The organism is Candidatus Thiodiazotropha sp. AKAK2 (assembly GCF_058244685.1).
The window spans coordinates 174,446-197,575 of sequence record NZ_JBSYOP010000036.1 but is presented as its reverse complement, the minus strand read 5'-3'; the positions used below and the strand labels follow the sequence as shown (position 1 = coordinate 197,575).

Below are 23,130 nucleotides of genomic sequence, written 5' to 3'. Positions count from 1 at the left end.
TAGTGTCAAGAGGCTTTGAACTCTGTATCGATCCTAAATGTATACCATTACACAGCACATCCATCCCTATGTTCCCAATCGGTCTTCCCATGGATGTCTCAGATGTTGCGTAAATTGACTGAGTTGAATAGTCACAGTTTATGCAAACAGCTGGTCTGGATGTGTAAACTATTGTAACCAGCCAGATGGTGCTTGTACTCGGCTAAAACCACTGAAACATTAAGGAATAAGAATGGATTCATCAGCAGCTTTATGTTTTTGTTGGGTTGACTACCATTTAAGGTTAAAGAGAACCGTGTCGTCATGAGATTGCTGTCTATCCTTATATGTCTTCTGGGTCTGCTATCGGTTTCCAGCCCGGTAGTGGCGAATGCACTGGTCGTAGCCCGGGTTGCCGTACAAAACGAAATCCAATCCGGTTTTACCCGTGCTCATTCAAGAGTGACACTTTCCGCGGAAGAGTCCGGTCGGGTGGAGAGCGTCAATGGCGATGTGGGGGACAGGGTGGATGCAGATAGCCCATTTGCCTGTCTTGATGATACCTATCTGAAGCTTGAGCTGAGAACCAATCAGGCCGAGCAGCAGGCGCTGCAGGTGGATATGGCCTACTACCGCAAGGAGGTGGTGAGATACAGCAAACTGGTGAAAAAGAACAGCTCTTCCGAAAGCCAGCTCGATAGCGCACAGCGAAACCTGGACAAGACCCGAAATCAACTCAAAACCTTATCGATTGCCGAGAAGATTCTACAGGAAAGAGAAGATAGGCTCTGTGTTACTGCACCCCAGGGATGGCGGATAATCAAACGATATGTTGAACCTGGTCAATGGGTGAATGGGGGAGAGCCGCTGGTTGAGGTCGGAGACTACAGCCGCTTGGTTGTGCCATTCGCGCTCAGTGTCGCAGAGTTCCGTGCACTGCTGAAACAGCAGCAGCAAGGTCTGTCGGTGAGTTTGCCGGATCATCAGCTGGTTCTCCCCGCTCAGTTGATACGCCTCTCTCCCGCCTTTGATGAACGTTCACGCAAAATCTATTTTGAGCTGCAATTGAATGAGGGTCTGCCGGTTCATCGGGGAGGTATGAGAGTTGAGTTGAGTTTGAATATTCCTACCCGCTCCGGTGCTGTGCTGGTGCCAAAACAGGCGCTGCAACAGCGCTATGAACAGTATTGGATGCGGCGTCCCGACGGCAGTGAAATTTCTGTGGTCTATCTCGGGCGGGCGAATGGCACCGATGGAGATTGGGTGAGGGTGACTTCACCGCAGATCAAGCCGGGGGATCGGTTCCAAATGATTGGTGAGTAAACCAAACCATGCGTGATCTTGTCGCTTTCTCTTTGAAACAACGGGTTTTCTACAACCTGATGTTTGTGGTGTTGATCGTGGTGGGATTTATCACGCTGTTCGCATTGCCTGCCGAACGCTACCCCAATTTCGGTTTTGGTGAAGTGATCATCTCCACAGTCTACCCAGGGGCCTCTCCGGTAGAGGTGGAGAGCCTGGTCACCCGTAAGATCGAAGATGCGCTGGAGCAGGTCGATGATGTGGAGTGGATCAACTCCACCTCATTCAGTGGCCGCTCCAATATCCGCGTCAAATTCATCGACGACTCCGATTATGACACGCTCTTCAATGAAGTCAGGTTTGAAGTCCTGAATGTAATCAGTGAGTTGCCGCAAGGTGTCGATCCACCACAGCTGCTGAATGCAAAAGTTCAGGACTGGTTACCGGTGATTGCGGTCAACCTGCTTGGCGATCAAAACAATCGGGCGCTGGCTTTGATGGGGGAGGAGATCAAGACCCGAATCCTCAAAGTGCCGGAAGTGCAGCAGGTGGAGTTTTCCGGAAAACAGACCCAGGAGTTTCATATCTACCTGGATGCACAGAAACTGCGCGAACTCGGTGTCAGTTTCGATCAGGTGGCAAAAGCCCTGATTGGCGCCAACCACACCATCCCGGCCGGTAAGTACACCAACGAGAGTGGTGAGTTCCTGGTCAAGATGGATGAAAGATTCAACAATCTGGAACAGGTCCAGTCCACCGTGGTGCGGCGGGATGCGGATGGCAGTCTGGTCAAGGTATCCGATCTGGCCAGCGGTATCGGCATGGACTACCGGGATCCGATCGTCATCGCCTCGGTAAACGGCAAACCCTCATTGGGATTGAAGATCATCAAGTCCGAAAAGGGTAATGCGATGAAGATCCGCGATCAGGTGGTCGCGATTGTTGAGGAGTTCCGTCCAACCCTCAAAGCGCAAGGGGTGGAGCTGGTTCTGACCCAGGATTCGACCGTCTATATCAAGGATGGATTGAGCACCCTGGGGATGAACATGCTGGTGGGTATCAGCCTGGTATCGTTGATCATCTGGTACTTTATGGGCATTCGGAATGCCGGGCTGGTCACCATCGGCATCCCCTTCGCTTTCATGATCACCATGCTGATCATGTATCTCACTGGTAACAGCTTGAATGAGATCACCCTGTTCTCGTTTGTCCTGGTGACCGGAATCGTGGTGGATGATGCGATTGTGGTGACCGAGAACATCTATCGCCATGTGCAGGAGGGTAATCCCCTGCGGGATGCGATCATCAATGGTACGTCTGAGGTGGCGCTGCCGGTCATCTCGGCCACCATGACCACGGTGGCTGCGTTTCTGCCGATGCTGATCATGACCGGTTCAACCGGACAGTTTTTCGCTCTGGTGCCGAAAGCGGTCACCTTTGCCATCGTCGCCTCACTGATCGAGTGTCTGCTGATCCTGCCGATTCACTATCTCGACTTCGGTCCGCGCAGTCAGAATGCGGTCAAGTTATTGGAGCGGGACAACGCCATGATGCGGGTCGCCCGTCGCTTTACCGACTGGCTGCTCAATCTGACCATGCGCTACCGGCTGCTGTCGGTATTCATCGTCTCAGTACTGTTTGTGGTTTCGGTGGCGATCATCGGTCTATCCGCCAGTGGCAAGGTACCGTTGATACGGATTCAGTTTTTTCCCGATGACTACAAAATCTACTATGTGGATGTGGTCGGTCCGAGCAATGTCTCCCTTGATGAGATCGACAGTCGGGTGAAACAGATCGCTCAGACCGTGATGGAGGATGGTCCGGGGATGGCCAGTGCCGCATCCGGGCTGGCCGGGATGTACTTCAACGAGGATTACGAGCCGATCTACGGCAACAATCACGGTTCTGTGATTGTCACCATGCCGAGCACCAAACAACAGTCCTTCGATGATCCTCTGGCCCATCTGCAAAGGATGCGGGACAAGCTTAAACCGATCTATGAAAAGGAGGGTTATCATCTGCATGTGCATCCGCAGAATGATGGACCTCCCAGCGGTAAGGATATCAACGTGCGGGTGGTTGGTGCGAATGTCGAGGCGGTATCGGCGTTGTCCGCTGAGTTGCTGAAATTCATGCAGGCTTCCGAAGAGATCGGACCAAACCTGATCGACCTGAAGGATGACAGAGGGGTGCCCAAACGGGTGTTTCGTCTGCAGGTGGATCAACAGCTGGTGGCTGAGTACGGCCTCGACAACAGCCAGGTCGCGCAACTGGCGGCGAGTGTCCTGGATGGTCGATATCTCGGCAAGTACCGGCACATCGATGAAGAGGTGGATATCAAACTGCGACTCGATCCCGGTGCCTTGAAAGAGCCGGAAAATGCCCTCTATATCCCGGTGATCGAGGATGCCGGGCGGCCGGTCTATTTAAACGATCTGGTACAGGTCAAAGCCTATAATGAGAGTGGTGAGATCAAGCGCTACCAGGGGCAGAGGGCGATCAGTTTGAAAGCCGATATCCGTGAAGGTGCTCCCACTTCAACGCCGGCAGTTGTGGAAGCGGTGAGGCGCTACTATGAAACCATTCGTGAGGGCTATCCCGGTGCAACGGTAACCTTTGGCGGCGAACATGAGGATACCCAGCGCTCCTTCCAGTCGCTGGCCTATGCCTTCATCATCGCTGTACTGGTGATGTATGTGATTCTGGCGACCCAGTTTCAGTCCTACCTGCAGCCGCTGATCATTCTCTCTGCGGTGGTTTTCGCCTTGATCGGCGTGGTGTTCGGCAAGCTGATCACCCAGTCCCTGTTTACCGTCAACAGTTTTATTGCAGTAATCGGTGTGGCGGGTGTGGTGGTCAATGATGCGCTGGTGCTGATCGACTTTATCAACAAGAGATATCGCAGTGGTATGACACGACGCGAGGCGATCACCGAAGGGGTTCATATTCGCCTGCGACCGATTCTGCTTACCACCCTGACCACCAGTCTCGGATTGCTGCCAATGGCCGTGGGTTTTCCCAGCTACTCACTGGTCTGGGGCACCATGGCATCGACCTTCGTTACCGGACTTGCCGCAGCCACGGCTTTGACCCTGTTTATCATTCCGGTGCTGTGGGACCTGTTAATGGGATTGCAGGAGAGAATAGCCAGACGCAGAGCGAACAGGGATCTCTCTTCAGAAAGTTATTAACCCTGGGCCTGTTAAGCGTAAGCCAATTGGATTATTGTAGGCAGCTCACTGCAATTTCAGCTTTTCCTGCTTTATGAAACTACTTGCCATAGAAACCGCGACAGAGGCCTGCTCTGCCGCGCTGCTTATCGATGACCAGATCGAGTTGCGTTATGAGATCAAACCGAGAGGCCACAGTGAGCTGATCCTCGGCATGATGGATGGGTTGCTGGCCGATGCGGGCTTGTCCGCCAATCAGCTCGATGCGATGGCGTTCGGCCGGGGGCCGGGTTCTTTCACTGGTGTGCGGATTGCCACCGGGGTGATCCAGGGCGCGGCTTTCGCAGCCGATCTACCGGTGGTTCCGGTCTCCACGCTGGCGGCGCTGGCTCAGCGGGCCTATCGGGAAAAGGGCGAGCCGAATCTGCTGACAGCCTTTGACGCCAGAATGGGGGAGCTCTACTGGGCGGGTTATCGGGTCGACAGTAACGAGATTGTTCGTCTGGTCATGGATGAACAGGTGTCCAATGCGCAACAGGTTCATCTGCCTCTGGACGAGGAGTGGTATGGGGTTGGCTCAGGTTGGGGTGTCTATGGTCCCCAGTTGGGTGAGCGACTTGGGGAATCACTGCTCGGTTACAAAGCGGATCTCTACTGCAGCGCCCGTGATGTGGCGACACTGGCTGCCGTTGATTTCGAAGCCGGTCTGGCGGTGTCTGCCGAACGGGCGTTGCCGGTCTATCTGCGTAATGAAGTGGCACATAAAAAGAGGTAAGTCCGCAAATGAACGCAAATAAGAGTCGCAAATTGTAGTATTTACCCTGAATAGTAATTACTTAAGTGCCAAGACCCTCATTGCCCTGGGGATTCTGGTGGGGCTGGCCCCACCCTACACACTGAAATTACAGTAGGGTGGGGCTCTGCCCCACCAGAAAGTGCTTAAGTAAGCGTCATCCACATTCGGCCAAGGTTTGCTATGTTGCAAACTGAAGCGCCTGCACTTGTAACACTGCATTTGCGTTCATGATCGGACTGATACCGCTTAAAAACCAAAGCCGATACCAATACTGCCGTAGCTGCTGCCGCCACTGCTGGCGCCGAAGCCGAATCGAATCCTTGGTTTGGCCCGGGATTCCTGTTGTTTCGGCCAGAGGGCAAGTTGATTGCAATGCATCACGGGAAACACGTATTCCGCCTCACCGACCCGGCCTGAACGAACCGCTGATATCTGGCCGGTCGCCGTGACCATTCTTCCCGATGGGTAGTCTCCGGCTTCCAGGTAGCCCGGCTGTGTGGCAATAAAGCGCCCGATGGAGCTGGACTCTGTCATCGGCTTTCCCCGCTCATCCAACGGGTAGGCGAGGATTTCCACTTCGCTCGATTCCGCGAGGTTGGTGATGGCAATGACAATCCCACCCCACTCCAATTTTTGCTCGGGAAGTGTTGAGTCTGTGTCAATTTGCTTTGGGGAGAGGCTGCGGTCTGCGTGTTCAATGACCGGATTGCTGCTGCATCCCGCGACGCTGAACAGCAGAGTGATCAAGCCGATAACCAAAGCGTTCTCTTTCTGTGCTTGATGCATGACTCAGGCTACCAGTAGATCGGATGTCTTCGCCAATAGGGGTAGTAAAAGGGGTCGTAGAAAGGGTCGTAGAAGTATCGGTGCTGATAGGACGTGTCGATCTGTTTGGGCCACAGATGGTAGCTCCGCACCTTCACCTGGGGGTAGCTGTAGGGGTATTCACCGACAGGTTTCTCGACCATCTCTTGAAGTCGCCCGACCACTGTGATCAGACGTGTTTTGGGAAAATCCTCAGGCTCCAGAAAGCCTTCCATGCGGGCGATGAAACGGCCGCGGCTCTTTTTGCTGTCCAACGGCTTACCCGATTTGCTCAGGCGCTGGGAGAGAATCTCGATATGGGTCTCATCCGCCAGGTTTTCCACCGAGATGATCTCACCTCCCCAGCGTACGCGGCTGCCGATAAATGGTTCGGCGTCCTGCTGCACTTCATCGACCCGGATGTCGCCGTCAACTGGGGTGCGGATGGCGAGTGGTATCTTTGATGCGCAGCTGCTGATGATTAGGCTGCCGACAACAATGAGAAGGATACGTCTGCTCTGTCTGTTCATGTTCCCCGAGGCTTCCGATGCAATTCCCAACTGTTGGACTGTCAGGTCTTCGGTAAATTCCCTGCAACCTGTTTATCCTGCGCACGGAGGATTATTCCACGATGCGCTCTTTTTTCGCCTCTTCCTGATAATAGTAGTCGTATTTCCGATGCATATGGTTGGTGAAGCTCCAGGCTTCATTGTAGGAGAGACCACTGTTTTTCGGGATGATGACCTTCACATAGAGACTGCTATGCTGTTTTTTCAGGCTAGCAAGATTCTGTTCCAGCTTGCTGCGTGAAATGGATTTGAAACGGCTGTCCTGGGGACCTTTATACTCGATTCGGGTCTGTTTGCCCTTTTTGGTGTAACGCACTTCGACCAGGGTTTTACCCTTGGCGGTACGGGCCGGACGCAGCAGTTTGTTGTACTGGATCTTAAGATCGGAATAGTCCTCTTTCAGGTCGCTCAGCTGTTCGTCCCGCTCCTGATTGAGAGCTAGGGCTTGCAGCAGCTCTTCGTCCTTACTCGACAGGGTGATGCGCAGCTGCTCCAGATCCTGCAGGGTTTCGGCCTGACGGCTGTTTGCCTGGTCCAGATCGGCGGTGAGGGTCTGGATATTGAGATTCGCTTCGCTGATCTGATTGCGCAGTCTTTCACCCTCCTGGCTAAGTCGAGTGATCTGGGTATTGAGCAGGGTACGTTCGCTGGTGAGGGTGTTGACCCGGCTGTTGAGCTCATCCCGCTCCCGGTTCAGCTGGCTGATCTGGAACCGTTGACTGGAGATCGCCGCCTCCTGCTCTTCGGATCGCTCCTGCAGCTGCATCATCTGCATGCGCAACATGGTCAGCTCATGCTCCCGCGCGATCAGCCGCTCTTCCAGGGTCTCGTTCTCTTCACCGGTGCTCCTGACCAGTTCCATCGCCTGCTGCTCCGCTTCCATGGTGGCGCGGAGTTGGGAGAGCAACTCCATGTTGCGCAGTAGCAGAATCACCATCGCAAGCATGAAGATCATCACGATCACGGTCATGATGTCGGTGAACGAGGGCCAGAAGCTGTCGTCCCCCTGGGTGCCCTGGTTATTGAGCCGCAGATCGATGAAGCTATCGTCCATACGAATCAATCATCCTCGTGCAGGCGGAAGCCTAGCTTCAGAACATGCTTAATCTCTGACAGATCATTGTGCAGCGCTTCGTTTTTCTCCTCCACATTCTCCAGGGAGTCGAGCAGATGTTTTTCGATATTCTCAAACGCCTCCTGGGAGTTGCTCATCTGACTCACCAGCTTCTGCAGTGAGCGGACCAGACCGGTGAACTCATACAGAGCGCTATCGGTCTGAACCTGAAATCTGGGGATCAGCTCATTCACCGTGACCTGTTCAATGCCACTGATCAGGTTGGTCTGTACATCGCTCAGCTTGAGATGGAAATAACCGAAAAACATGAAGCAGACAATCGCGGTAATGGTGGTCGAGAGGGCGGTGGACATACCATGCACCACCATCCCCATACCGCCTACGTTGATCGAGGTTTCGAGCAGGTCCGAGGCGCCGATCAAAGCGATCGAGAGGGAGACGATGGTGCCGAAAACGCCGGTCAGGATGAGGATGTTGTTGATGAACTTGGGCAGGCTGTTGCGGGTGCTTTCACTGGCCACCAGGGTCGAGGCAAGAGAGCCGTGATTGATCGGGCAGTTCGCTTTGTGCAACCCCTGCATGGTGCGGAAACGGTTGGCGATGATGGCTCGTTTGTGGATCCGCTTCAGTGGATCGCTCTCGCCCTCGCGCAGATTGCGCAAAAACCGCAGCAGCGCATTCTCTTCCGAGGCGTAGTGCAGAAAAATCGTGATCATGCGCAGGATGCCGATGGTGAACAGGCCGACAATGGTGCCATTGATGATCAGACCTGTACTGGTGAGCTGGTCGCGGAAATAGACATTATTGATGAACTCGAATTTCCATACCATCAGTGCTGCGATCACTGCGAACAGTAGAATCATCCTGATCAGGATGTTACGGCTGAAGTTTCGGCGTAGCTGTATGCTTCCCAAAGCAATACTCCCGGCGTGATACTGAATAGATCGTACAGTGTAACTCAGTAGCCGTGTTTCATGGAATAAATCCTGATACATTGCTATGCAAATTTATGGTATTGCAGTCAGGAACAGTGATAAAACCTGGACCGTTTGAAACAAGGTAGCTTGAATGTTGCAACACACAACGCCAACGGATGCTCGAGAGGCACTGTTGAAAATCTATCAGAAGGGATTGAGCCGGGTGGAAGGACGGGGCGCCGTTGCCGACTGGTTGCAGCAGCATCCCATCACAACAGCGGTGAGAATGGTTGCCATCGGCAAGGCGGCCCAGTCGATGGCGATGGGGGCCCGGGAGCAGTTGGGCGATGCCATTCAGCAGGGATTGGTGATCTCGAAAACTGGTCACCTGGATCAGCGCTATTGCCGGCAACAGGGTTGGCGCGCACTGGAATCGGCCCACCCGGTGCCGGACGCGGCGAGTTTAGAAGCCGGGGATGCCGTGCTGGCGTTGCTCAATGAGCCTGTTTCAACTCCTCTGCTGGTATTGATCTCAGGTGGTGCCTCCAGTCTTGTCGAAGTACCGATCGAGGGGGTGGATCTGGCGTTTCTGGTAAGGACCAATGAGTGGCTGTTGGGCAGTGGGCTCGATATCGTCTCAATGAACTGGGTACGCAAGGGCCTCTCCCGAATCAAAGGGGGCGGCTTGTTGAACTGGCTGCATGGCAGGCAGACCACCCTGTTGGCGATCTCAGATGTGCCCGGTGATATCCCCGCTGCGATCGGTTCCGGTCTGCTCACCCCGGAACCTCAACTTCAACAACGACTTGAGACACTGACGCTGCCGCACTGGCTGAGTGAAAAGCTGACGACCGGGGCGCAACAGCGGGTTGTCACGGTTCCCCAGGAAGAGGTTCCACCGCTGCAGATCGTGGCCAATCTCGAAGCGGCTAAAACCGCTGCGGCCCAAGAGGCTGAAAGTTTGGGTTTTGCCGTCAGTTTGCGCCCTGAGTTTCTCGATGGGGAGGCGGCAGACACCGGACGTAAATTGGCGGATCAGGTGATCAAAGGCCCTCCGGGCATTACCGTCTGGGGTGGTGAGACCCGGGTCAATCTGCCTCCGCAGCCGGGAAGAGGCGGCCGTAACCAGCACCTGGCGTTGGCCGCTGCGGAAGTCTTGTCAGGGGTGGATGGATGTCTGCTGCTGTCGGCCGGCACAGATGGTACCGACGGACCTACGGACGACGCAGGGGCACTGGTGGATGGTGCAACCCTGAAGCGGGTTGATGGGTTGGGTTTCAGTGCCGGGCAATCCCTCACCGACGCGGATGCGGGTACGTTGCTGGAGGCGAGTGGCGACCTGATCACCACCGGCCCAACCGGCACCAATGTGATGGATCTGGTGGTTGGCTTGAAATATGAATCCTGAGAAATCCCTCTACCAAGCCGCCAGAGCCTGTCTGCTGAGTGATGCGGTGGATGAGAAAATGGCGATGACCGGAGAGATCGCTGAAGCCTGGTCCAAAGGCGAGCTGGCTCTCACGGGCTGGACCGATGCGGCGGAGATTACCCGGGCAGGGCATCCGCAACGGCCGGTTCTGGTACATCCGAGTAAATTGCCCCGGCGTCGGATGGGCAGTGAAGCGGGGCGTCTGGCACTGATTCATGCGATTGCCCACATCGAATTCAATGCGGTCAATCTGGCCTGGGATGCGGTACAGCGGTTTGCCGGCATGCCCGCTGATTTTTACACCGACTGGATCCAGGTGGCGGTGGAGGAGGTTGAACACTTCCAGCTGCTGCAGGCACGCCTGAGTGCGGCCGGAGCGGCCTATGGGGATTATCCGGCCCACAACGGTCTATGGGAGATGGCGCAACGCACAGCCCATGATCCGCTGGTGCGCATGGCATTGGTGCCGCGCATGCTGGAAGCCCGGGGACTTGATGTGACACCGGGTATCATGGAGCGTTTCCGGGAGATCGACGATGCTGAGACGGTAGCTGCACTGGAAGTGATCCTGCGTGAGGAGGTGGGGCATGTCCAGTTTGGCAGTCGCTGGTTCAACTATCTCTGCGAACAGCGGGGTTTGTCACCGGAAGAGACCTATTTCGATCTGTTGGAGAATTTTCTCAATGGTGAGATCCGTTGTCCCCTGCATCATCAGGCTCGGCGTGAGGCGGGATTCAGTCAGTCCGAGCTGGAACGTTTGGAGGCGCTATGCAAAAAGGTATGAGAATACCGCTATTAATCCTGGTCTGTCTGCTGCAGAGCGGAACTCTGCTGGCGCAGACCCTGCAGGTCCAAAGGTTGCACTATGAGGTCACGGAGACGGGCCAGACCCCCTATCTCAGCCGTATGCTGGTGACAGAGCAAATGGTGCGTATAGACCAGGGGAGTGACACGGCCGATTTCATTCTGTTCGATCGCGCTGAACAGGTGATCTACAGTGTCGATAGTGAAGAGCGCACGGTTCTGGTGATCAAGCCCAAACCGGTCAACCAGCCCGATACCCGGTTACCGGAAATCAAGGTTCTGGCAAAGGATGCGGGTGAGGCGCCGTTGGTTGCGGGTCGTAAAGCACAACACTGGGCACTGCAGGTCAATGGCCAGCCTTGTCAGGAGGCGATGGTGTTACCGGAGATGATGGCAATGAGTGTGGCAGCTCAGGTGGAGTACCTGGGGCTGCTGGCCGAACAGCATAAAATCAGCCTGTCCGGGATACCCATGGCTTATCGTGATGAATGTGCCGATGCAATCCAGGTCTATGCCCCGGATGCCCTACTGGGGAAAGGGTTGCCGTTGCGGTTGTGGGATATCAACGGAAATCAGCAGGCTCTGACCGACTATCGCGAATCGGAAACGGTTGATGCGGATCTGTTTACTCTGCCGGAGGCCTATACCCGGAAACCCATGCCTCAATGAGTGGCATGCGGTGAATCACATCCATCTGGAAAGATTTATAGTTCTCAGAGGGTGATGGTTTCGCGAGTGACTCCATCCTCGGTTGCGCACAGGATCTCGGCATGATCCCCATACCACTCACCCAGCACATGTCGGGTGACTGTGTGACTGTCGAGCATAAAACGATGGTCTGCCGGTCTGTGGGTATGGCCATGAATCAGCCTTTGCGCCCGATGCTGTTGCAGGGTGTGCTCCACGGCTTGCTGATTCACATCCATGATATCGTCGGATTTTTGAGCATTCGCCTCACCGCTTTTCGCCCGGTACTCCTGAGCAGCGGCAATACGCTGATCGATGGTCAGTGAGAGAAAATGGCTGGCGAATTCGGCCGAGCGGATCTGTTTGCGAAATGCCTGATACTCCTGGTCATCGGTACATAACAGATCCCCATGCATCAGCAGGGTGGGCGTACCATAAAGATCGATCAAACAGGGATCGGAGATCAGTTGCGCGCCGCTGGCTTTGCAGAAATCCTCTCCGATCAGAAAATCCCGGTTGCCGTGCATGACCTTCAGTTCAGTGCCGCTCTCATTGAGCTGCCGCAGTGCCTGCCGGACCTCCACGGCGATCGATTGCTGGTCATCATCACCCAGCCAGGCATCGAACAGATCGCCAAGAATGTAGAGTGTGTGGGCTGAGGTTGCCCGGAATCTCAGAAAGTTCAGAAACAGCTGCAACCTGTCTGCCCCTTCGGCAGACAGGTGCAGGTCCGAAATAAAAAGCTGTTGGGTCACTCGATGACTTCAGCCTTCTCGATGATGATGTCATCCACCGGTACATCCTGATGTCCGGATTGGGTGGTTGTATCCATTCCTTTGATCTGATTGATCAAATCCATGCCGGCTACGACTTTGCCGAACACACAATAACCCCAGCCATCCTGTCCCGGGTAGTCGAGAAACTTGTTGTTTGCCACGTTGATGAAGAACTGCGCGGTAGCCGAATGAGGCTCCATGGTTCTGGCCATGGCAATGGTGCCCACTTCATTCGACAGGCCGTTTTTCGCCTCGTTCTCAATCGGATCTCTGGTATCCTTCTGGATCATGCCCGGCAGAAAACCGCCACCCTGAATCATGAAGTTATCGATTACCCGATGAAAGATGGTGCCGTCGAAGAAGCCATCCTGCACATATTGTTTGAAGTTTTCACAGGTTTTCGGGGCTTTCTCCTCATCGAGCTCGATCTGGATGGGGCCTAGGTTGGTTGTCATTGTAATCATCAGTTTTCCTATCAGTTTCTTTTGTTATGGCGTGTTATCAGGCTCTGGAATAGAGGCACATCGATCTATTCGACAATGCTGACCTTGTCGATGGTAATTGTGCTGCGGGGTACGTCACGCATACCGTTACTGACCCCGGTAGGCTGGTCTGCAATGGCGTTGACCACATCCATCCCCTGGGTGACCTTACCGAACACCGCATATCCCCAACCGTCACGACTGGGGTAGTCGAGGAAGCTGTTGTCCTTGTGGTTGATGAAAAACTGGGCGGTGGCGGAATGGGGCGCCGATGTACGAGCCATGGCAATGGTGCCTTTTTTGTTTTTGAGCCCGTTTTTTGCCTCATTCTCAACCGGTTCGCGGGTCGGTTTTTTGTTCATATCGGCTGTAAAACCACCACCCTGAATCATGAAGTCCTTGATCACGCGATGATAAATGGTCCCGTCATAGAAGCCATCCCGTACATATTGCAGAAAGTTCTCCACCGATTTGGGCGCTTTCTCCTGATCGAGTGAGAGTGTGATGTCGCCCATCGAGGTCTTCATCAGCACTTTCACCGGTTCGGCCAGAAGGTCTGCTGAGAACGCGAACAGCAGGCTAAAAGAGAGTAACAGGGATTTATGGATTTTTTTCATATCATCCTCTTGGCAATAGTTATGAGACAGTACACTAGACTGTTGCGTCAGCTTCCGTTTGATTAATCAGGGAGCATGATAGCGGTTCAAAACCATCATCACAAAGTGGTCGGTGGGGTATTTGAGGCTATTCGGTAGATTCCACTTCCACAGTGAATTGCTCAGCACAATGGCCCGGAACGGGTTGATTTGAGTTAACAGACCCTAACTTATTGATGAAAATAAAAAATCCGTAAACCATGAGTGACCATGGAATACGGATTTCTTGGGTTGTCTGTTTCAGTATCTGATGACTGACTCAGTTATTTTTCGCACCCTGGGTTATCCAATGCTCAATTTTTGCGATTTCGGCCTCAGACAGGGCCTCTTTGCCGTGTGGCATGCGGATGGATGGATCTACCTTGCCAGCCACCAAGCGATAGAAAGAGCTTGACAAAGGATCTCCTGCAACCACCACAGGACCGAATTTTGTGCCTTTCATGATCGCATCGTAATCCTGAGTGATGAAGCCACTGGATTCAGCGCCTGTGCCACCTGCCAAATGGCACTCTGTGCAATATTTGTCGATGATCGGTTTGATCTCAGATTTATAACTGACCGGCGCCGGCCCGGCACTACAACCCGCCAGCAATGCGGTTGAAAGGGTTGTTAATAAAATCAGTGTTTTAGGCCTGAACATAGAGTGCTCCTGAATAATTATGCTTATTTATCGTCTGGGCGAAGTTTTACACACCCCGCCTGACTATCTCAATTTAGCCAACCATAGCATGAGGTGATTTTGCCCTGATCCAATGGGCAAACCTGTCTCCAAGGAAAATGATATCCAATCAAACTGCTCCTCCTATTTTAATGTCATGATCCACTCGATAACACCTTTAATGTTCTCTTCGCTTGCTGGGCTGGCTGGCATCATGGCGCTACCCCAAACCAATGGTTCACCCGGTTTGCTACCCGATTTCACCTTATTGGTCAGGCGATCGACTTCGGCTGCATCGCCGGCATATTTGGCTGCAATATCCTTGAATGCCGGGCCAACCAGCTTTACATCGGTTTTATGACAGCCAAGACACCCGGACTGCATGGCCAGGGCTTGACTGGCCTGAGCGGATGGCACTGAAAATAGGGCGGCTAGCATTAAAGCGGAAGCGAATTTTCCCATTGGATAACTCCGAATCTATGAAATAGTCAGGCCAATTCCTTATGAAATGTGCCTAGGAGGCAGGTCAACACAATAGCCAACCAGACTTCCTGTCTCATTAAGTACACTCTATTTGTCGGGAGAAATTAGAGATTCTTTAGCCTTTCTCGTACTTTGTGGCGTTAATTCTTGGCGGCAAGATCGGTCTGTTCTTATTTATAAGGGAGCATCTTTCGCCAGCGCCGGAATGGCTTCTTTTTTAGACAATTTTGATAAATATTCAAGAGATGTAGCTGTTTGCCGAAATAGTCATTAGCAGTATTAACCATTCCTAGAATACCGAGTTGAGCGATGGGTAAATATATCTCTGTCCAATGGAAGATAATCGCGCCGATGGCACTGATTTTCATCCTGATAATGTCAGTCGTAACAGTTTATTCAGCACAGCAGCAAAAGGACAGGCTCTTAAGGTTATCGGAACACCAGATATTTGATGTGCTGAATGGATATCTCGACAGCATGAACGCCATGATGTTCACTGGAACCATGGGTAACCGGGAGATGCTCCGGGAAAAGATATCAAAGCGGGAGGGCGTGCTTGAAGTACGCATGCTGCGTGCGGAGACGGTCAATAAGACCTTCGGCGCCGGCTTTGATGATGAAAAACCTCTGGATGATCTCGATCGTCGGGCTTTGACCGGTGAACAGATCATCGAGGTGAAAGAGGTCAAGGGTGAACGGATCCTGACGATCATCGAACCTTTTCCGGCGGTTTCCGACCGCAACGGCACCAACTGCCTGACCTGCCATCAGGTCCCTGAAGGTACTGTACTTGGTGCCGGACGGCTGACCTTCTCCATGGGGGAACGGGATAAAGCGATCGATCGTGAGCTGTTGATCAGTGCCGGAATCAACTTTCTGGTGCTATTGGCAGGGCTGTTTGTCATCGCGATGATTGTCAGAAAGGTCGTGATCAAGCCATTGTATGGGTTGAAGAAGACGATGGAGCAGGTCGGGGCAGATTCCGATCTGCGGCCAAGGGTACCGGCGAATGCCAATGATGAGTTCCAAGAGGTTGGCCAGGCGGTAAACAGTATGCTGGACCAGTTTCAGCCTACAATCAATGACCTGGCTAATACTATGGATGGCTTGGCAAGCTCTGCAGAACGTCTGGCTCAGGTTACTAAAGTAACCCGGGACGGGGTGGATGAGCAGGAGAAAGAGACCGGGCAGTTAACGGTGGCGATTGGTGAGTTGACGGTGGCAGCCGAACGTGTGGCGGAGAACGCCGCCGGAGCGGAGCAGGCCGCTGTTGAAGCGAAGACCAATGCCAATGCCGGTGGTAAAGTTGTCAGTCAGGTCTCCGAGTCGATTGTCAGTCTGGCGAAACGGATTGATGATGCTTCCGGTGTGGTCAAACGCCTGGCGGAGGGAACCCAGAATATCGGTCAAGTCTCAGAATCGATTACGGCGATTGCAGAGCAGACCAATCTGCTGGCGCTGAACGCGGCGATTGAGGCTGCCCGGGCCGGTGAGCAGGGGCGTGGTTTCGCAGTCGTTGCAGACGAGGTGCGGAATCTCGCTCAGCGGACCCAGGAAGCGACTCATGAGATCCAGGAAATCATCGAACAGTTGATCTCTTCCTCAGAGCAGGCTGTGAAGGTTATGGGCAGCAGTAAGCAGGAGGCTGATCAAAGCGTTGCCGACTCGAGTCGTGCCGGTGAAGCTCTGCAGCAGATCTCGGGTGCGGTGGAGATGATCAGTGAGATGAATGCTCATATCTCGACTGCGGCCCAGGAGCAGACCAGCGTGGCCAGTGAGATCAACAAGAACATCATTGCGATCAACGAGGTCTCCCATCAAACAGCTGAAGGAACCTGCAGGACCCTCAAAGAGAGTGAGGAAGTGGCGCAGATCTCCCAGAAACTGGACAAAATGGTCAATCAGTTCAAAGTCTGAACTCCACATTTCACCCGGCTGTATTATGGGAACCTGGGTGAATCAGGAATGCTTGGTGGCTAAGAAGCCCGGCCGTACACCTTCGTGTCGGTCGGGTTTCTGATTACCGGGCCACGATTGACGCCCCCTCGATATCAGCTTAATAAAAATCACGGTTTCTGATCCGCCATCCAATCAATTGGCTATGAAGCCAACGACCTTTTGGTTAAGATGCCCAGGTTTCATCTCAGTAGGATAGGCCTGGAGCAATGCTGACAATCTACAACGACCTCACCAACCGAAAAGAGACCTTTCAGCCACTGCAGGCGGGGAAGGTCAGTATGTACGTTTGCGGCATGACGGTATACGACCTTTGTCATCTGGGGCATGCCCGTGTGATGGTGGTGTTCGATGTGGTCTATCGTTATCTCCAGGCGAGTGGCTATGACGTCAGTTATATCCGCAATATCACCGATGTGGATGACAAAATCATCAATCGGGCCAACGAAAGAGGCATCCCCTTTACCGAGCTGACTGAAGAGTTCATCCGGGCGATGCACCAGGATGCGGATGCGTTAGGTGTATTGAGACCCACCGATGAGCCTAAGGCAACCCAGCATATGGAGCAGATTCTGGCGATGATCAGTCGGCTGATCGAGAAGGGCCACGCCTACGCAGCGGACAATGGCGATGTCTACTACGATGTGCGCAGCTTTCCGAGCTACGGCAAGCTGTCCGGAAAATCGATCGAGGACCTGCAGTCAGGGGCTCGGGTGGAGCCTGGGGACGCCAAGCGAGACCCGCTGGATTTCGCGCTCTGGAAATCGGCCAAACCCGAAGAGCCCGCCTGGGACTCTCCCTGGGGCCGGGGTCGCCCCGGCTGGCATATCGAGTGCTCGGCCATGTCCACCAATGCTTTGGGTGACAGCTTCGATATCCATGGCGGTGGTGCAGACCTGACCTTTCCTCATCATGAGAATGAGATTGCCCAATCCGAAGGGGCAACCGGGCATCCCTTCGTCAAATACTGGATGCACAACGGCTTTGTCCGCATCAATGATGAAAAGATGTCCAAATCCCTGGGTAACTTCTTTACTGTTCGGGAGATTCTCGATCGTTACCAGGCGGAAGAGGTGCGCTATTTCATCCTCACCAGTCAATACCGGTCTCCGCTCAACTACGATACCGAACACCTGGACAATGCCCGTGGAGCGTTGACCCGCTTCTATACGGCGCTGAGAGGCCTGCCCGAGGGGCAGTCTGCTGGCGGGGAGAGCTATAAAACCCGCTTCCATGAGGCCATGGACGATGATTTCAACACCCCGGAGGCGCTGGCCGTGCTGTTCGATCTGGCGCGGGAGATCAACCGCATCAAGGAGACGAATGATGAGGATGCGGCCTCTCTTGGCGCTCTGCTCAGAGAGCTGGGTGGTATGTTGGGTCTGTTGCAAAGCGATCCGGAGAGCTACCTGAAGGGCGGGGCATCCGCTGATGACGATCTCTCCGACGAAAAGATCGATGCCATGATCCAGGCCCGTATCGATGCCAGAGCCGCCAAGCAGTGGGCGGAAGCGGATCGGATTCGGGACGAGCTTCAGGAAGCGGGGATCATCCTAGAGGATGGGCCTGAAGGGACAACCTGGCGCCGGGGCTGAGGTTAGTCGGTGCGGCAAGCGGTACATTACGGTTTTCACTCCACGAATGAACACAAATATTGGGTAGGGTGGGGCCATGCCCCACCAAAAAAACCACCCAAAATTAATCAAACTCAGTGGGTAGGGTGGGGCCATGCCCCACCAAAAAACCACCCAAAATTAATCAAACTCAGCCAAGGAAAGGCAACATGTCCAACTATCGTAGAGCCTGTCTTGCAGGCGGCACCTACTTCTTCACAGTTGTTACCTACAACCGCAAACCACTTTTTAATAGTGAACTGGCGCGTCGTGTTCTACATCGAGCGATCAAAGATGTTCGTGAGAGAAACTATTTCAGAATTGAAGCACTTTGTCTGTTGCCAGACCACCTCCATACAATTTGGAGGCTACCTGAAAAAGATAGTGCGTATCCCCAACGCTGGAATCAGATAAAAGGAATCTTCACAAAACAGTTCAGAGATTTTTCACTGATTGATGAAAGCACCTCAGGCTCCCGTTTAAAAAAAGGGGAAGGGACTATTTGGCAACGACGCTACTGGGAGCATCTGATCAGGGATGAGCATGATTACAGCAATCATGTGGACTATATCCACTACAATCCTGTCAAACATGGTTTGGTTGAGCAAGTGGTTGATTGGCCGTGGTCGAGCTTCCACAAATATGTCAGAGCTGGAATATATCCTGCGGATTGGAGTGGTTCATCTCCTGCAAAAACCAATCTTGTTACAGCGGGAGAGTAATCGGTGGGGCAGGGCCCCACCCTACGGTGACTTCACAGATCAAATGCGCTGGTAGGGTGGGGCCATGCCCCACCATAGGTTTAGATAAGCACTCCGACTATACAGTGGGTAGGGTGGGGCCATGCCCCAACATAGGTTCAGATAAGCACTCCGACTATACAGAGCTGTGCAGCTCGGCGGCCTGCAGGGTATTCTCGAGCAACGTGGCAATGGTCATCGGGCCGACACCCCCAGGTACCGGGGTGATCCATGAGGCACGTTCCTTGGCGGCATCGAAGGCCACATCGCCAACCAGCTTACCCTCGTCGGTTCGATTGATGCCCACGTCGACCACAATCGCCCGCTCTTTTACCCAATCACCGGGTACGAACTCCGGTCGACCCACGGCAGCCACCAGAATATCCGCATTGCGCGCTTTCTCCGCCAGGTCTTTGGTGCGGCTGTGACAGACCGTGATGGTGCAGCGGGCTGCCAACAGTTCGAGTGCCATCGGACGCCCGACGATATTCGACTGACCGATGATGACCGCATCGAGTCCTTCCAGTTTCTGGCCGGTGTGCTCCAACATGGTCATGATGCCCCGCGGGGTGCAGGGGCGCAGGATCGGCATCCGCAGGGCCAGACGCCCGACATTATAGGGATGGAAGCCATCCACATCCTTGGTCGGCAGGATGCGTTCGATGACCGACTCCTCGTCGATCTGTTGCGGTAGCGGAAGCTGCACCAGAATGCCATCGATGGCTTCGTCCTGATTCAACCGGTCAATCACTTTCAATAGATCGTCCTGGGAAGTATCTCCTGGTAAATCAAAGGATTGAGAGTGAAAGCCGACCTCTTCGCAGGATTTGCGTTTGTTCCGTACATAGACTTGCGAAGCCGGATTCTCACCCACCAGCACCACGGCCAGGCCGGGTCGACGCTGTCCGGCAGCGACACGGCGCTCGACGCCAGCTTTGATTTTTGCTCTTAATTCAGCAGCAATCGCCTTGCCATCCAAAATCTCTGCACTCATGGAAATTCCATCGGTCTAAAAAGAGCTGCATGATACCGAAAGTGGGACAAACTGTCAGCGTATCAGGGTACGCGGATGAGAAGTAAAAACAGTGAAATGCGGCTCGTTTGGCATTGACCTGCGCGGTTAACGACAGTATGATTCCCTCCCTTCGCCTTTCCAGGTCGAACTGGTAGTCACCTGGGGCGGTATTTCGGGGTATAGCGCAGTCTGGTAGCGCGCCTGCTTTGGGAGCAGGATGTCGGGAGTTCGAATCTCTCTACCCCGACCAATTTTTCTGCGCCCGTAGCTCATCTGGATAGAGCATCGGCCTTTAAGTGCGCACATCAATGTGCCAAATAGGAGCCTTTATGGGGAAAAAAGAACCCATAAAGTGGATCGCACTGTATCGGGGAAACCTTAACAGGTAGTGCTGATGGCAATCCCGAGGAAACCCGCTAGGGGATCCGTAGAGACTATACGTGCGACGCCTGAGACGGTGAAGAGATAGTCCAGACCACAAACCCCGCTTGGGGGCGTCGAAAGGCGTAGTTGGTAAGCTAAGCCGAGGGTAGCAGGTTCGAATCCTGCCGGGCGTGCCAAGTCTGCAGGAGTGGCTGACTCGTTGCAGCCAGGTAAAACAGTTAATGGTGGACGTAGCTCAGTTGGTAGAGCTCCGGATTGTGATTCCGGCGGTCGTGGGTTCGAGACCCATCGTCCACCCCATCTTCAGAACGGGCCATTAGCTCAGCTGGTAGAGCAGTGGACTCTTAATCCATTGGTCGAAGGTTCGAATCCTTCATGGCCCACCAGTATTCAAAGGGTTAGTGTCATAGTAAGCGCTAACCCTTTTTTCTTTTGCGTGAGTTTTGCGTGACCCTCTAGCCGACATTCAGCCTTCGCAAAACAACCAGCTCCAGTTTTCCTTCACCTCGATCACAAACACTTTCCGCTGCTTCGATCAGCTTGGTCAACTCAGCCGCCGAATAGTGCGTCGTGATCCTTCCCGAGCGGTGTCCCAGCAGATCCTGCCGATCCTCGAAGCTTACACCCGCCGCCCTTAACCGACGACCAAAAGTGTGCTTCAGATCATGCACCCGAACCTGAGGCAATCCGACACGTACTCTGGCCCGTTTCCAGGCGCTTGTGAGCATATGCCCGACCGGTTTACCCTTGTATTGAAACACATGGGTGGGGTGTTTCCCACGCTGTGTTTCCACCACCGATCTTGCGACCCGGTTCAGGATCACCAACCGCTCGTCTCCATTCTTCACCAACTCGCCAGGGACCAGAAACACCGAAGTGTTCAGCTGGGGGATTTTCATCTCCCACTCCCACCGCAAGTTACAGACTTCACTATCCCTGCAACCTGTATTGACGGTAAAGAGCGCCATCTGTGCGAGATGGTCAGGCAGTTCCTTGAACAAAGCTGTCTGCTCTTCCCAATTCAGCGGGTAAGGTCTCCGCTTATTAGTATCGGGCAGCAGCTTGATCTTCGGAGCCGCCTGTAACCAGGTCATACCATTCTCATCCATCCACTCAGACGCGGCGAGATTCAGGATGCGTCGGACGACCTTCAATCCGTGGTTTATGGTGCCCACGGCAACACCTACCTTCCTGCGATGTTCGATCCAGGGCTGTAACATGCCGATATGCAGCTTGTTGAGCGGCACGTCGCCAATCCAGGGCATCAGATTTTTCAACCGACCGATGTCCTCGTTGATGCTGCGTTTGTGCTGATTCTCCAGCACGAACTTGGCGGCGGCCTGCTCGAAAGAGCGTTCGGGTCTTACACCGTAGATCTTCGCCTGCCGGGATTGCTCGATCAGTCGTGCGAGGTAGAGTTCCGCCTCTGCGAGCTGATCCGTGCCAGTGCTCTGGCAAACTCGCCGCCCGCAGATGCGTTTGTCGATGTGCCAGATGCCTGCACGTTTTTTGAGCCCCGGGGTTGTTTTGCGTCCCATAATTGGTCTCCTGTTGGTCGACCGGGACGCCCGTTGCGTTGAATATATTCGTCCACCCAGCCATCGATTTCAAGTCGGTCAAAAGCGATGCCCTGTTCACCGATCGGAATCTCGGTGAGGTAGGGCCTGACCTCTTTGTTGAAACGGTTACGGTCCATGCCCAGGTAGTGGGGCGCATCCCGCAGCCGCAACAGGCGGGGGATCAAGACAGGTTTGGATACTGTCTTGCTCACTTCTCCTCCATGAACGGGGAGTGCTTCTGCCTGAGTCCGGAGAGCGTCTCCTGATAGCGTTGTGCAGCTTGGCGACTTTGGGCATGGATATAGTGTCGGTCCGCTGTTTTGAGATCGGCATGGCCCAGCAGGGGAGCCACGGCCAACACATGGTCAGGATCCTCGTTGGCCAGTGTGGTCGCGGCGCAGTCCCTGAACAGATGGGGATTGATGCGTACACCCAGAACGGCTTCTGTGTGACGACAGATGCGATCATAGAGTTGGCTGTAACTCAGGGCCCGGCCCCTTGCCGAAATCCAGAGGTGGTCACCATTGTGGTCACCCAACAAGTAAGGTCTGACCTCTGTCAGATAGGTCTGCAGATAGGGCTCGAGTATGGGGGGCAGGGGAAACTCCAGTGGCCGTCTCTGCTTGGTGTCCTCTGCTGTGAACAGCAGATACCACACGCCATTGAGTTGCTGCAGATGCTGACCCAGCCGGATCAGGCTCAGTGTGCGCCGACGCAAGGGGCGGGTAGCCAGCAATGCAATGATCAGCCCGTCCCGGTACTGAAGCCTGTCAGGCAAGGTAGATGATCCACCGAGCCCCTTGACCGAATCCATCAAGTCGCACCCTACCTGGAACAAAACACGAACGTCATGCAGTTTGGCCCGCTTGTCTCTCACAGGGCCGTCGGACTGGCAATGGATCTGTGTGGCGATCTTCAGAATAAATTGGTGATCCACATCTGGACACATCACCCGGCAAGCCAGTGCCAGGTGATTGAGATAGCTGCTGGCAGTGCGCAGTGAGATCTGTCCCATCAAGCACTGACTGAAGGCAGCCATGTACTTTTTGGCGAATCGATCAGCGGGTGAAAGATGCCATGCGGCAGTCTGGGATTGTTTGATAAAGTTCAGCCATCGCCCATAGGTCCATTTGACTTCCCGTTGTGTCATGGAAGACCAGTGAGCCGCCTTACCCCGAGTTTCGAACAACCCGACATCCTGAATAGCGGCCTGCCAGCAGGCCTGGTCCACTGCGGGCCACTGGTTGAAGGGTAAGGCGCTATTGGGTTTCATCAA

At 54.0% G+C, this 23,130-nt stretch carries 22 protein-coding genes and 3 tRNA genes; 12 read left to right on the top strand and 13 right to left on the bottom strand.

Translation table 11 applies throughout. The annotated features are described in order from the left end of the window. Positions 1-303 precede the first annotated feature (303 nt). The 3 genes from AC4IE8_RS18960 to tsaB all read left to right on the top strand — a co-directional run bounded on the left by AC4IE8_RS18960 (position 304) and on the right by tsaB (position 5,226). Positions 304-1,302: an efflux RND transporter periplasmic adaptor subunit gene (locus AC4IE8_RS18960; RefSeq protein WP_068987913.1), complete on the top strand. Its 999-nt coding sequence runs from the start codon at positions 304-306 to the stop codon at positions 1,300-1,302. 8 nt (positions 1,303-1,310) lie between these two features. After that, entirely contained in the window at positions 1,311-4,472 is a 3,162-nt protein-coding gene (locus AC4IE8_RS18955; RefSeq protein WP_068987914.1) for an efflux RND transporter permease subunit, read from the top strand. Between the two features lie 73 nt (positions 4,473-4,545). Next, complete coding sequence (gene tsaB / locus AC4IE8_RS18950) at positions 4,546-5,226, top strand: tRNA (adenosine(37)-N6)-threonylcarbamoyltransferase complex dimerization subunit type 1 TsaB (protein ID WP_068987915.1); 681 nt, start codon at positions 4,546-4,548, stop codon at positions 5,224-5,226. Positions 5,227-5,493: 267 nt separating this feature from the next. Here the strand turns inward: tsaB and AC4IE8_RS18945 are convergent, their stop codons facing one another. From AC4IE8_RS18945 to AC4IE8_RS18930, 4 genes are all read right to left on the bottom strand, one after another. Next, positions 5,494-6,033: a Slp family lipoprotein gene (locus tag AC4IE8_RS18945; protein WP_490791740.1), complete on the bottom strand. Its 540-nt coding sequence runs from the start codon at positions 6,031-6,033 to the stop codon at positions 5,494-5,496. A gap of 8 nt (positions 6,034-6,041) precedes the next feature. Then, positions 6,042-6,581: a Slp family lipoprotein gene (locus AC4IE8_RS18940; protein WP_068987917.1), complete on the bottom strand. Its 540-nt coding sequence runs from the start codon at positions 6,579-6,581 to the stop codon at positions 6,042-6,044. A 91-nt stretch (positions 6,582-6,672) separates the two neighbouring features. Further along, entirely contained in the window at positions 6,673-7,674 is a 1,002-nt protein-coding gene (locus tag AC4IE8_RS18935; RefSeq protein ID WP_490791739.1) for a hypothetical protein, read from the bottom strand. A gap of 5 nt (positions 7,675-7,679) precedes the next feature. Beyond that, positions 7,680-8,609 (bottom strand): hypothetical protein, encoded by a 930-nt coding sequence (locus tag AC4IE8_RS18930; RefSeq protein WP_068987918.1) that lies wholly within the window; start codon positions 8,607-8,609, stop codon positions 7,680-7,682. A 154-nt stretch (positions 8,610-8,763) separates the two neighbouring features. Between AC4IE8_RS18930 and AC4IE8_RS18925 the strand changes: the two genes are divergently transcribed. The 3 genes from AC4IE8_RS18925 to AC4IE8_RS18915 are packed head-to-tail and all read left to right on the top strand — an operon-like array spanning position 8,764 to position 11,514. After that, positions 8,764-10,020, top strand: a complete 1,257-nt coding sequence (locus AC4IE8_RS18925) for a glycerate kinase type-2 family protein (protein ID WP_068987919.1) — start codon at positions 8,764-8,766, stop codon at positions 10,018-10,020. Beyond that, positions 10,010-10,825, top strand: a complete 816-nt coding sequence (locus AC4IE8_RS18920) for a ferritin-like domain-containing protein (protein ID WP_068987920.1) — start codon at positions 10,010-10,012, stop codon at positions 10,823-10,825. Before AC4IE8_RS18925 ends, AC4IE8_RS18920 begins: the two co-directional genes overlap by 11 nt. After that, a complete protein-coding gene (locus tag AC4IE8_RS18915; protein WP_068987921.1) occupies positions 10,810-11,514 on the top strand; it encodes a hypothetical protein in 705 nt (234 codons plus the stop codon). The genes AC4IE8_RS18920 and AC4IE8_RS18915 overlap by 16 nt, the downstream gene beginning before the upstream one ends. Positions 11,515-11,558: 44 nt before the next feature. Here AC4IE8_RS18915 and AC4IE8_RS18910 read toward each other — a convergent pair whose 3' ends face one another. The 5 genes from AC4IE8_RS18910 to AC4IE8_RS18890 all read right to left on the bottom strand — a co-directional run bounded on the left by AC4IE8_RS18910 (position 11,559) and on the right by AC4IE8_RS18890 (position 14,566). Continuing rightward, complete coding sequence (locus AC4IE8_RS18910) at positions 11,559-12,287, bottom strand: UDP-2,3-diacylglucosamine diphosphatase (RefSeq protein WP_068987922.1); 729 nt, start codon at positions 12,285-12,287, stop codon at positions 11,559-11,561. After that, positions 12,284-12,772, bottom strand: coding sequence for a peptidylprolyl isomerase (locus tag AC4IE8_RS18905; protein ID WP_068987923.1), 489 nt, complete (start codon positions 12,770-12,772; stop codon positions 12,284-12,286). Before AC4IE8_RS18905 ends, AC4IE8_RS18910 begins: the two co-directional genes overlap by 4 nt. Positions 12,773-12,837: 65 nt before the next feature. Then, positions 12,838-13,407, bottom strand: a complete 570-nt coding sequence (locus AC4IE8_RS18900) for a peptidylprolyl isomerase (protein WP_068987924.1) — start codon at positions 13,405-13,407, stop codon at positions 12,838-12,840. 298 nt (positions 13,408-13,705) lie between these two features. Beyond that, positions 13,706-14,086: a c-type cytochrome domain-containing protein gene (locus tag AC4IE8_RS18895; RefSeq protein ID WP_068987925.1), complete on the bottom strand. Its 381-nt coding sequence runs from the start codon at positions 14,084-14,086 to the stop codon at positions 13,706-13,708. 162 nt (positions 14,087-14,248) lie between these two features. Further along, the gene (locus AC4IE8_RS18890; protein ID WP_068987926.1) at positions 14,249-14,566 is read right to left on the bottom strand and encodes a c-type cytochrome; all 318 of its coding nucleotides are present in this window, start codon (positions 14,564-14,566) and stop codon (positions 14,249-14,251) included. A 396-nt stretch (positions 14,567-14,962) separates the two neighbouring features. Here AC4IE8_RS18890 and AC4IE8_RS18885 point away from each other — a divergent pair, with 396 nt between their 5' ends. From AC4IE8_RS18885 to AC4IE8_RS18875, 3 genes are all read left to right on the top strand, one after another. Continuing rightward, the gene (locus tag AC4IE8_RS18885; protein ID WP_490791738.1) at positions 14,963-16,504 is read left to right on the top strand and encodes a methyl-accepting chemotaxis protein; all 1,542 of its coding nucleotides are present in this window, start codon (positions 14,963-14,965) and stop codon (positions 16,502-16,504) included. A gap of 248 nt (positions 16,505-16,752) precedes the next feature. Beyond that, on the top strand, positions 16,753-18,138 hold the full coding sequence (gene cysS, locus AC4IE8_RS18880; RefSeq protein WP_068987928.1) for a cysteine--tRNA ligase: 1,386 nt from the start codon (positions 16,753-16,755) through the stop codon (positions 18,136-18,138). A 188-nt stretch (positions 18,139-18,326) separates the two neighbouring features. Beyond that, on the top strand, positions 18,327-18,878 hold the full coding sequence (locus tag AC4IE8_RS18875) for an REP-associated tyrosine transposase (protein ID WP_068987929.1): 552 nt from the start codon (positions 18,327-18,329) through the stop codon (positions 18,876-18,878). Between the two features lie 154 nt (positions 18,879-19,032). Here AC4IE8_RS18875 and folD read toward each other — a convergent pair whose 3' ends face one another. Continuing rightward, positions 19,033-19,890: a bifunctional methylenetetrahydrofolate dehydrogenase/methenyltetrahydrofolate cyclohydrolase FolD gene (gene folD, locus AC4IE8_RS18870; RefSeq protein WP_068987930.1), complete on the bottom strand. Its 858-nt coding sequence runs from the start codon at positions 19,888-19,890 to the stop codon at positions 19,033-19,035. Positions 19,891-20,084: 194 nt separating this feature from the next. Here folD and AC4IE8_RS18865 point away from each other — a divergent pair. The 3 genes from AC4IE8_RS18865 to AC4IE8_RS18855 all read left to right on the top strand — a co-directional run bounded on the left by AC4IE8_RS18865 (position 20,085) and on the right by AC4IE8_RS18855 (position 20,681). Further along, positions 20,085-20,161 (top strand) — tRNA-Pro (locus AC4IE8_RS18865). A 358-nt stretch (positions 20,162-20,519) separates the two neighbouring features. Then, a tRNA-His gene (locus AC4IE8_RS18860) sits at positions 20,520-20,595 on the top strand. A gap of 10 nt (positions 20,596-20,605) precedes the next feature. Next, positions 20,606-20,681, top strand: a tRNA-Lys gene (locus AC4IE8_RS18855). Between the two features lie 69 nt (positions 20,682-20,750). Here AC4IE8_RS18855 and AC4IE8_RS18850 read toward each other — a convergent pair. The 3 genes from AC4IE8_RS18850 to AC4IE8_RS18840 form a co-directional block, all read right to left on the bottom strand. Further along, positions 20,751-21,263 carry a tyrosine-type recombinase/integrase gene (locus AC4IE8_RS18850; protein WP_490791783.1) on the bottom strand — a complete coding sequence of 171 codons (513 nt, stop codon included), beginning with the start codon at positions 21,261-21,263 and terminating at the stop codon, positions 20,751-20,753. A 431-nt stretch (positions 21,264-21,694) separates the two neighbouring features. Beyond that, entirely contained in the window at positions 21,695-22,066 is a 372-nt protein-coding gene (locus AC4IE8_RS18845) for a hypothetical protein (RefSeq protein WP_490791737.1), read from the bottom strand. After that, positions 22,063-23,127 carry a site-specific integrase gene (locus tag AC4IE8_RS18840; protein WP_490791736.1) on the bottom strand — a complete coding sequence of 355 codons (1,065 nt, stop codon included), beginning with the start codon at positions 23,125-23,127 and terminating at the stop codon, positions 22,063-22,065. Before AC4IE8_RS18840 ends, AC4IE8_RS18845 begins: the two co-directional genes overlap by 4 nt. Positions 23,128-23,130: the final 3 nt, after the last annotated feature.

Coding starts and splice junctions, on each gene's coding strand:
- AC4IE8_RS18960 (WP_068987913.1), top strand. CDS start 304: ATGAGATTGCTGTCTATCCTTATATGTCTTCTGGGTCTGCTATCGGTT.
- AC4IE8_RS18955 (WP_068987914.1), top strand. CDS start 1,311: ATGCGTGATCTTGTCGCTTTCTCTTTGAAACAACGGGTTTTCTACAAC.
- tsaB (WP_068987915.1), top strand. CDS start 4,546: ATGAAACTACTTGCCATAGAAACCGCGACAGAGGCCTGCTCTGCCGCG.
- AC4IE8_RS18945 (WP_490791740.1), bottom strand. CDS start 6,033: ATGCATCAAGCACAGAAAGAGAACGCTTTGGTTATCGGCTTGATCACT.
- AC4IE8_RS18940 (WP_068987917.1), bottom strand. CDS start 6,581: ATGAACAGACAGAGCAGACGTATCCTTCTCATTGTTGTCGGCAGCCTA.
- AC4IE8_RS18935 (WP_490791739.1), bottom strand. CDS start 7,674: ATGGACGATAGCTTCATCGATCTGCGGCTCAATAACCAGGGCACCCAG.
- AC4IE8_RS18925 (WP_068987919.1), top strand. CDS start 8,764: ATGTTGCAACACACAACGCCAACGGATGCTCGAGAGGCACTGTTGAAA.
- AC4IE8_RS18920 (WP_068987920.1), top strand. CDS start 10,010: ATGAATCCTGAGAAATCCCTCTACCAAGCCGCCAGAGCCTGTCTGCTG.
- AC4IE8_RS18915 (WP_068987921.1), top strand. CDS start 10,810: ATGCAAAAAGGTATGAGAATACCGCTATTAATCCTGGTCTGTCTGCTG.
- AC4IE8_RS18905 (WP_068987923.1), bottom strand. CDS start 12,772: ATGATTACAATGACAACCAACCTAGGCCCCATCCAGATCGAGCTCGAT.
- AC4IE8_RS18900 (WP_068987924.1), bottom strand. CDS start 13,407: ATGAAAAAAATCCATAAATCCCTGTTACTCTCTTTTAGCCTGCTGTTC.
- AC4IE8_RS18895 (WP_068987925.1), bottom strand. CDS start 14,086: ATGTTCAGGCCTAAAACACTGATTTTATTAACAACCCTTTCAACCGCA.
- AC4IE8_RS18890 (WP_068987926.1), bottom strand. CDS start 14,566: ATGGGAAAATTCGCTTCCGCTTTAATGCTAGCCGCCCTATTTTCAGTG.
- AC4IE8_RS18885 (WP_490791738.1), top strand. CDS start 14,963: ATGTCAGTCGTAACAGTTTATTCAGCACAGCAGCAAAAGGACAGGCTC.
- cysS (WP_068987928.1), top strand. CDS start 16,753: ATGCTGACAATCTACAACGACCTCACCAACCGAAAAGAGACCTTTCAG.
- AC4IE8_RS18875 (WP_068987929.1), top strand. CDS start 18,327: ATGTCCAACTATCGTAGAGCCTGTCTTGCAGGCGGCACCTACTTCTTC.
- folD (WP_068987930.1), bottom strand. CDS start 19,890: ATGAGTGCAGAGATTTTGGATGGCAAGGCGATTGCTGCTGAATTAAGA.
- AC4IE8_RS18850 (WP_490791783.1), bottom strand. CDS start 21,263: ATGGCGCTCTTTACCGTCAATACAGGTTGCAGGGATAGTGAAGTCTGT.
- AC4IE8_RS18840 (WP_490791736.1), bottom strand. CDS start 23,127: ATGAAACCCAATAGCGCCTTACCCTTCAACCAGTGGCCCGCAGTGGAC.